Origin of the sequence: Lactobacillus delbrueckii subsp. delbrueckii DSM 20074 = JCM 1012, from assembly GCF_001433875.1 — a bacterium.
Classification (GTDB): domain Bacteria; phylum Bacillota; class Bacilli; order Lactobacillales; family Lactobacillaceae; genus Lactobacillus; species Lactobacillus delbrueckii.
Map to the genome: position 1 here is coordinate 673 of NZ_AZCR01000082.1, position 258 is coordinate 930.

At 45.7% G+C, this 258-nt stretch carries 1 pseudogene; it reads left to right on the forward strand.

The window, feature by feature from the left end:
- A pseudogene (locus FD23_RS10785) lies at positions 1 to 258 on the forward strand (IS4 family transposase); the annotation flags it as partial.

Genomic DNA, 258 nt, shown 5'->3' on the forward strand with positions numbered 1-258 from the left:
ACATTGACTGCCCATACATCTTTCGTCTTTCTGCGTTACATGTTCATGTCAGTTGAGAAGCGAGATGATGAAGATGATAGGACAATAGGCGAGCTCTTTTATTGCATGGTAGGCGAGCTTGCGGACATCACTTTCAATCACTCCCTTCAGATCATGGTAGAAGCCATGTTTGAGAGCGTGAAAGAGATCTTCCAACCGACAGAAGAGCAGATGGAAAGGTTCACCAAAGCATTCATTTCCCGCCTCCCGAAGTACATG